Consider the following 8,047-nt stretch of genomic DNA (forward strand, 5'->3'; position numbering starts at 1 on the left):
GGCCGGTGCGGAAGTAGGTGTCGGCGAAGTTGAGTCCGACGGCGACGTGCCGGATCCGTACCTCGCCCGGGCCGGGATCACCGGCTGCAACCTCTTCCCACTTCATGACGTCGGGGCCACCGGTTTCATGGAAGCGAATGGCGTATGCCATGACGTGCTCCGTTGCTCGTGTGCAGGCTTGATGGGGTGGTGTGGGGCGGCGGCAGGGGCCTCCGGCCGCCGCCCGTGGGAGCCGGGTCAGTTCGTGACGTCGCGGAGCATGGAGCCGCGCTGTCCGGGGCGCGGTGGGCACCATGCCGAGCCGGGCGAGGTCTCGTCGGCGTCCGCGTACCATTCGCCGATGCGGTAGATCCGCTTGGCGTCCTGCCCGGTGGCGACCTCGCGGCCCAGCGCATCGGCGATCCGGACCATCTGCTCGACCTGCTCGACGGACGACATCCGCTCGCCCTTGCGCTGCCACAGGTTGTCCTCGTTACCCACCCGCACGTGCGCACCCAGAGCGATGCCGACCGCGTTCATCGGTGCCACCGCGCGCATGGAGGCCTCGATGGTGAGTACGGCGCCGTCCGGGACGCGGCGGATGAACTCGACCAGGTCGGCAGGGTGCCGCCCGGCGAACCCGCCACCGATGGCCACGTAGTTCAGCACCAGGGGTCCGCTGTAGACGCCCTTGCGGATCAGCCGTTCCACGGTCTCCAGCTGTGCCAGGTTGGCGAGCTGGAAGTGCGGCTGGACGTCCTTGGCCCGGAGCCGCTCGAGATGTTCGAGGTAGAAGTCCGGCCCGGCCTCGACCACCATGTCCGGTAGGCCTGGTAGTACCCCGGCTGGCGATCGAGGTGCCCTCGATGTCCTCGTCGTCGAAGAGCTCGACGATGTTCATCTGATTGGTGTTGATCGCGATCGTCACCTGGTCCGGCCGGGGGTGATCTCGGCCAGCATGTGGCGGGTGTCGTAGCTGAGCCACTTGGCGTCGCCCCCCTCGTCCTCGGGGGCGAAGGATATGGATCCGCCGATCTGCAGGACCATGTCCGGCACGGCCTCGCGCAGCCGAGCCATCAGCTCGTTGAACATGGAGATTCGCTTGGAGCCGTGGCCGTCCAGCTCGCGTACATGGATGTGCAGCACCGTGGCGCCGGCGTTGTAGCAATCGACGGCCGCCTGCACGTGCTCGTCCATGGTGAGGGGAAGGTCGTCGCGTCACCGGGCAGCCACTCCGGCCCGTAGGGCGCGGCCTGGATGACCAGCTTCTCCTGGTTCTCCGGATACAGGGAGTCGTCGAAGAAATGCACGGTCCATCTCCTTTGTGGACGGGACTTCTGTCGGTGGGGCTTCACTCGCTGCCCGCAGCGCTGCCTGTGGTTCCGGAAGGGCAGGCGAGGAACGGACGCGAAGGTGCGGAAGGGATTCCCGGTTCGCGCGGTCGTTCGGATGCGATCGGCGGCGGTACTGGAGGGGTCACGCGGCATCGGGCAGGGCTTCCTGCTCGTCCTCGTGGGCCGACCATGTCCCTTGCGGTGGACCCCACGTTAAGCGCGGGTTACGGGCACGCGCTTGACCGAAGGTGACAGAAGACTTATCGCTTGGGGACACAGACCCGGGTTCGCGCCCGGTCGCTTCTGGTCATTCCTCGCCCGAGCGCCGCTGCGCGGTCCCGCGGACCCGCCAGTCCCTCGGGGTGCAGCCGAACCGCTCGCGGAACCAGCGCGAGAAGGCGCTCGGTGCGGAGAAACCCAGCAGACCGGCGATCTCCGTGAACGATCGGCGGGGGTTCGCGACGAGTTGTTCCGCGAGCTGGATGCGTGTCGTGTTGAGAACCGAGGAGAAGGTCTCGCCCGAAGCCGCCAGGTGGCGGTGCACGGTCCTCCGGTCATGCCGAGGCTGTCCGCGACCTGCTCGATCGAACAGCGCCCGGTGGGCAGCAGGACTTCGATCAGCTCACTCACGCGGTCCAGCACGGTGGTGTCCCTGGACATCGCGATGGACTCGAAGTACTGCCGGGCGTACGTCCGCAGCAGCGGGTCCGACATGGGGTTGGGAGCCTTGAGTTCGCTGGCGTAGAAGACGATTCCGTTGAACTCCCGGCCGAACTCCACCACGGGCCGAAGAGACGCCGGTGGGTGCCGGAATCCGCCGGCGCGTCGTGCGCGAAGCACACGGACAGCGGCTGCCACCGGTCCCCCAGAAAGCTGCGGAGCACCCCGTGGAAGGCACCCACGGCCAGCTCGGTCGCCTGGCGGGTGGACATGGCCTCACCCACTTCGAGACTCACCCTGAGGGTGGCCAGGCCACGCGCCTCGGAGAGCCGGCTGTGAAGCATCTCGTTGTACATGTACTCGTGCCGGACGAGGAGTTCGAGGGCACTGCGGACATCTGGCTCGTCGCGCAGGACCAGACTGATCGGGCCGAGATTGGAAAAGCGGCGCCGCTCGGCGAGGAGCAGGCCGAAGTCCGCTCGGTGTGAGGCCTCAGCAGAGAGTTCCAGCAACTGGACGACCGCCGCGCCGGGAATCCATCGTCCTGAACCGCGAGGCCGACGGGGTCCAGGCCCACGCGCTTCATCAAGGCCCGCGGATCGATACCGAGGGACTGGCTGACCTCGACATAGCTGTTCAGCGCTGCGTTGCGGACAAGTGGCTTCATGACGCACTCCAGGGGGCTGAGTCCCCAAGTGATAAGCGAGATGTCACGTCAAGTCAAGTATCGGCTCTCGTCGTGACCTAGCGTTGCACCACCGCGGCGGCGCTCTCCGCCTGGATGCGGCGACCCGGACGGTCGGAATTCCTTCGCGAAGGAACAGAGAGCAAGGGAGGCCACCATGACGAGCGAGACCGACATACCGCGGCGGCTCCATACCGGGCCGGCCGTGTGGAAGGGACCGGAGCAGGCCGACTCGGGGAATGGGTCCTACGGCTCTCCTCTGCGCAGATCGACGAACTCGACGCGGCCCTGCGCGCGGTGCAGGAGCGCAGCATTCCGCTGCTCAAGATCACTTCCGGTGACTTTCCGCTGCCCACGCTGGCTGGAGAGCTGGAGCACATCGCCGACGTACTGGAGAACGGACGGGGCTTCGTACTGGTCAAGGGCATTCCGGTCGAGCGGTACAACCAGGCCGCGGCCGGCACCGTCTTCTGGGGAGTGGGCCGCCATCTGGGTACGCCGGTCTCACAGAACGCGTCGGGTCACATGCTCGGCCACGCCCGGGACACCGGCCGAAGCCTCACCGACCCGGCGACGCGCGGATATCAGACCGCGAGAGTCTGCCGTTTCACAGCGACGGCTGCGACGCCCTCGGACTGCTGTGCCTGCGAGCGGCCCGCTCCGGCGCGCAGAACGCCCTCGTCAGCTCGGCAGCGGTCCACAACGCCGTCATGGAGCGGCGGCCGGATCTGGTCGAGCGGCTGTACCGCACCATTTCTTCGATCTCCGGGAGGAGCAGGCCCCCGGTGACCTCCCGTACGCGGCGCTCCCGCTCGCGTCCTGGAGCCGGAGCGGGCTCAGCATGCGCTACAACCGCTGCTATCTCGAATCCGCGCAGCGCTTCCCGGACGTTCCCGTCTTGACCCGAAAGATCTGGAGTTGTTCGACCTCGTCGACGCACTGGCGGAGTCCGCGGAGTTCCGGCTCGATGTCGACTTCGAGGCCGGCGACCTGCTGTGCGTGAACGACCACACCGTTCTTCATTCCCGTACCGGGTACGAGGACTTCGCCGAGCCCGATCTGAGGCGCCACGTCCTACGGCTGTGGCTGGCCGCGGGCAGGGACGCGGCGGGGTTTCCCCTCGCGACGTCATCGCGACACAGAATTCCGCACGTCTCCGCGGCTTCCGTCCCTGCCGGTGACCGTCACACCTGCACCCCACCAATCCAGTCCGAACAGGGCCCCATGGACAACCTCGCTTCACTCCTGACGAAGTCCGCCCGGTCGGGCGGCGACCGCGTCGCAGTCCGCCAGGGTGACATCGCGCTCACCTACGCACAGCTCGACGACGCGAGCGCCCGGTTCGCCACACTGCTGCGAGGCAGAGGAGTAGAACCGGGCGATCGTGTCGCGCTGATCATGCCCAACATCAGTTGTTTCCCGGTGGCGTACTACGGCATCCTCCGCTGCGGTGGCGTGGTCGTGCCGATGAACCCGCTGTCGAAGTCCCGTGAAGTCGCCTTCGCCCTCAGGGATTCCGGATCCCGGATCGTGGTGACATCGCCTCACGCCTCGCAGGAGGTGGCGACAGCCGCGACAGAGGCCGAAGTCGACTACCTGGTCACCGACACGGCGACGTTCGACACCGTGGTTCAGGGTTGCGAACCCATGCAACGGGTCGCCGGTCGGCGGCGGACGACACCGCCGTGATCCTCTACACATCAGCACAACGGGAACCCCAAAGGTGCCGAACTGACCCACCGCAACCTGATGACCAACGCGGCCACCACGGCCGGGACGCTGCTCCACGTCGGCCCCGCCGACGTGCTGTTCGGGGGCCTGCCGCTGTTCCACGCCTTCGGACAGACCTGCGCCCTCAACGCCGCCGTCGCTGCGGGCGCCACCCTGACCTTGATGCCACGCTTCGATCCGGCCGAGGCGCTGGAGATCATGCGGAGGGACGGGCCACGATCTTCCTGGGCGTCCCCACGATGTACTCGGCGCTGCTCAGCAACAGGGTTCCCGACGGGCACGCGCTCTCACACCTGCGACTGGCAGTTTCCGGTGGCGCCTCTCTACCGGTCGAGGTACTGCACAGCTTCGAACGGGAATTCGCCGTCACGGTACTGGAGGGCTACGGCCTCTCGGAGACGTCGCCGGTCGCTTCGTTCAATCCTGCGGACCGGCCCCGCAAGGCCGGCTCGATCGGTGTCCCGATCCACGGCGTCGAACTCACACTCATGGCCGACGACGGCACCCCGGTGGGCCCTGGCGAGGTGGGTGAGATCGCGATCCGCGGCGAGAACGTGATGAAGCGGTACTGGAACCGTCCGCACGACACTGCGGAAGCTGTCCGGGACGGTTGGTTCCACACCGGTGATCTCGCGCGGGTCGACGACGACGGCTACTACTTCATCGTCGACCGGAAGAAGGACCTCATCATCCGCGGCGGATACAACGTCTATCCGCGCGAGATCGAAGAAGTCCTCTACGAACACCCGGCCATTGCGGAAGCCGCGGTCGTCGGCGTGCCGCACGAGATCCACGGCGAGGAGATAGCCGCCGTCGTCACTGTGCGGGACGGCTCCCAGATCACAGCCGAGGAGATCCGCGACCACGTCAAGGCGCGGGTGGCTGCCTACAAGTACCCGCGGATCGTCACCTTCACCGACGCGCTCCCGAAAGGAGCTACGGGAAAGATCCTCAAGCGAGAGATCGTCGTGGAATAGAGGGTGCTAGGTGTATTGATCACGAGCGTTGTTGACACTCGGCAGGTCTTGAACATGACGAAGACCTCCGATGTGGTGGAGCTGTCTAGGACTGCACCACACGGAGGTCTTCGTGTCCCACCGTAATGCCCGGCTGACCGTTCACGGCAGGCGGATCCTGGTCGAACGAGTCCTCGCGGGCCGCCCGGTCGCCCACATCGCCGCGGAGGTGGGCATATCGCGGCCTACCGCCCATAAATGGGTCCGCAGGTGGCGGGTCGAGGGCGACGCCGGCCTTCACGACCGCTCCAGCCGGCCGCACTCGACGCCGCACCGCACGGCCTCCGACACGGAAGCCGCCGTCTGTGATCTGCGGCAGGCCCGCAAACTCGGCCCGGCCCGCATCGGCCCGATTCTGGGGCTGCCCGCCTCCACAGTCCACCGGATCCTTACTCGCCACGGCCTGAACCGGCTGGCCTGGCTGGACCGGCCGACCGGAGAGCCGATCCGCCGCTACGAGCGCGACCGCCCCGGCGAGCTGGTCCACGTCGACATCAAGAAACTCGGCAACATCCCCGACGGCGGCGGCTGGCGCACCGTCGGCCGCACAGCCGGCGACCACAACCGCCAGGCCACCACCGACCAGCGCAAGAGCTGCAAACCAGTGATCGGCTACAGCTACATCCACTCCGCCGTCGACGACAACTCCCGCCTCGCCTACAGCGAAGTCCTCACCAACGAAAGGCAGGAAACCGCAGCCGGATTCTGGCAACGGGCCCAAGCGTTCTTCACCGCCCACGGCATCACCGTCGAACGCGTCCTGACCGACAACGGCTCCTGCTACAAATCCAGGCTCTTCACCCAGACCCTGGCCGCGGCCGGCATCACCCACAAGAAGATCAGGCCCTACCGACCGCAGACCAACGGCAAAGTCGAGCGCTTCAACCGCACCCTGCTGGACGAGTGGGCCTACCTACGGCCGTACACCACCAACACCGAACGAACTCAAGCCCTGGCAGACTTCCTCCACACCTACAACCACCACCGCTGCCACACCGCACTCGGAGGCCAGCCCCCGATCAGCCGAGTGAACAACGCTCCGGGTCAATACAGCTAGGGCGTGTTTTGAAAGTAGCGTCGTCCGCCCGAAGGGCGGGCCCGGCGGCGCCTGGTGCGTGCGATCGCAAGGCGCGGAAGTGGCCTCGTAGCGGAGCTACTAGGGCATTTCCGCAACGCCGCGAGCGTGCGTGCCAGGCGCCGCCGGGCAGGCGGGACTTTCAAAACACGCCCTAGAGCCCCAGGCCCTCGCTGTACGGCGGGGTGGTCCCCCGCTGCGGGAGACCGCCCCGCCTGACCGTGGTTACCGCACGTCGTAGCCGCGGGTGGTGGCGGATTGCCGGTCAAGCTCCTTACTGGGCGCACTTGAGGCGGGTGGCGGGGGCATCCTCAGCGGCCCCTGAACCGTGGCCCCCGCGGGAAAATCCGGCCGACGCATTTCATTCCGATGGGTTGTCAGGGACACGCAACACTCCTACAGTCCCCTACGAACCATCGAGTGGGAGCGCTCCCACTCAGTGCTCCCGATTCCCCTGATCGCCTAACCGCTCATTCCTCCCGGAGAGGCCCCGCAAGCGCGCGGGGCCGCATGGCCCGCGTACCGCGCGCGGCCTGCTCAGTGAAGACAACCCACACAGGCACAGGAGACACCATGACTCGACGCAAGAAGCAACTTGCCTCCCTGGCAACGGTGCTCGCGACGCTCCTCAGCGGGTTGGCCCTGACGCTGCTCGGCCAGGGCGATGCGCAGGCGCACGGCGTGACGATGACGCCGGGGTCGCGCACCTACCTCTGCATGCTGGACGCCAAGACCAGCACCGGCGCTCTGGACCCGACCAACCCGGCCTGCAAGGCCGCGCTCAGCGAGAGCGGTGCGAACGCGCTGTACAACTGGTTCGCGGTCCTCGACTCCAACGCGGGCGGGCGAGGCGCGGGTTACGTCCCGGACGGAAAGCTGTGCAGCGCCGGTGACCGGTCGCCGTACAACTTCACCGGATACAACGCCGCCCGCGCCGACTGGCCCCGGACACACCTGACCTCCGGGAACACGATCCAGGTCAAGCACAGCAACTGGGCGGCGCACCCGGGCTCGTTCCGGGTGTACCTGTCCAAGCCCGGATACGCGCCCTCCACCGAACTGGGCTGGGACGACCTGGAGCTCGTCGAGACCGTCACCAACCCGCCGCAGACCGGCTCGCCGGGCACGGACGGCGGCCACTACTACTGGGATCTGGCCCTGCCCTCGGGCCGCTCGGGTGACGCGGTGATGTTCGTCCAGTGGGTCCGCTCGGACAGCCAGGAGAACTTCTTCTCCTGCTCCGACGTCGTCTTCGACGTGGTAATGGTGAAGTGACCGGCATCCGCGGGTCAGGCAGCACTCCGACGCCGGACCCGACCCCGACACCGGACCCCACACCCACCGAGCCGCACTCCGGCTGCATGGCCGTCTACAGCGTGACCAACTCATGGAGCGGCGGCTTCCAGGTTCTGTCGAGGTCATGAACCATGGCACGACGGCGCGTGAGGGCTGGGCCGTGAAGTGGACGCCGGGCGCGGGCGCCAAGGTCAGCAGTGTGTGGAACGGCGCCCTGACCACAGGGTCCGACGGCACGCTCACGGTCAGGAGTGTCGACTACAACCGGACC

The 8,047-nt window shown here is 67.3% G+C and carries 7 protein-coding genes and 3 pseudogenes; 6 read left to right on the forward strand and 4 right to left on the reverse strand.

Translation table 11 applies throughout. From position 1 onward, the window contains the following. Nucleotides 1-237: 237 nt before the first annotated feature. From LNW71_RS35295 to LNW71_RS35305, 3 genes are all read right to left on the reverse strand, one after another. Entirely contained in the window at nt 238-798 is a 561-nt protein-coding gene (locus LNW71_RS35295; RefSeq protein ID WP_250972307.1) for a 3-keto-5-aminohexanoate cleavage protein, read from the reverse strand. 105 nt (nt 799-903) lie between these two features. Next, nucleotides 904-1,176: a 3-keto-5-aminohexanoate cleavage protein gene (locus LNW71_RS35300; protein WP_250972308.1), complete on the reverse strand. Its 273-nt coding sequence runs from the start codon at nt 1,174-1,176 to the stop codon at nt 904-906. 444 nt (nt 1,177-1,620) lie between these two features. Then, nucleotides 1,621-1,857, reverse strand: coding sequence for a helix-turn-helix domain-containing protein (locus LNW71_RS35305; protein ID WP_250972309.1), 237 nt, complete (start codon nt 1,855-1,857; stop codon nt 1,621-1,623). Nucleotides 1,858-1,869: 12 nt separating this feature from the next. Here LNW71_RS35305 and LNW71_RS35310 point away from each other — a divergent pair, with 12 nt between their 5' ends. Next, nucleotides 1,870-2,058 carry a hypothetical protein gene (locus LNW71_RS35310; RefSeq protein WP_250972313.1) on the forward strand — a complete coding sequence of 63 codons (189 nt, stop codon included), beginning with the start codon at nt 1,870-1,872 and terminating at the stop codon, nt 2,056-2,058. Between the two features lie 100 nt (nt 2,059-2,158). On the opposite strand, the pseudogene LNW71_RS35315 reads toward LNW71_RS35310, so the two are convergent. Continuing rightward, nucleotides 2,159-2,647, reverse strand: a pseudogene (locus LNW71_RS35315) (AraC family transcriptional regulator ligand-binding domain-containing protein); the annotation flags it as partial. A 592-nt stretch (nt 2,648-3,239) separates the two neighbouring features. Between LNW71_RS35315 and LNW71_RS37210 the strand changes: the two are divergent. The 5 genes and pseudogenes from LNW71_RS37210 to LNW71_RS35340 form a co-directional block, all read left to right on the forward strand. Beyond that, nucleotides 3,240-3,560, forward strand: coding sequence for a TauD/TfdA family dioxygenase (locus LNW71_RS37210; RefSeq protein ID WP_374119561.1), 321 nt, complete (start codon nt 3,240-3,242; stop codon nt 3,558-3,560). A 10-nt stretch (nt 3,561-3,570) separates the two neighbouring features. Further along, nucleotides 3,571-4,901, forward strand: a pseudogene (locus LNW71_RS35325) (AMP-binding protein); the annotation flags it as partial. A 45-nt stretch (nt 4,902-4,946) separates the two neighbouring features. Beyond that, complete coding sequence (locus LNW71_RS37215; protein WP_374119562.1) at nt 4,947-5,366, forward strand: acyl-CoA synthetase; 420 nt, start codon at nt 4,947-4,949, stop codon at nt 5,364-5,366. Between the two features lie 112 nt (nt 5,367-5,478). Next, on the forward strand, nt 5,479-6,462 hold the full coding sequence (locus tag LNW71_RS35335) for an IS481 family transposase (RefSeq protein ID WP_250972311.1): 984 nt from the start codon (nt 5,479-5,481) through the stop codon (nt 6,460-6,462). A 591-nt stretch (nt 6,463-7,053) separates the two neighbouring features. Further along, nucleotides 7,054-8,047, forward strand: a pseudogene (locus tag LNW71_RS35340) (lytic polysaccharide monooxygenase); the annotation flags it as partial.

The organism is Streptomyces sp. RKAG290 (assembly GCF_023701695.1).
Lineage (GTDB): Bacteria > Actinomycetota > Actinomycetes > Streptomycetales > Streptomycetaceae > Streptomyces.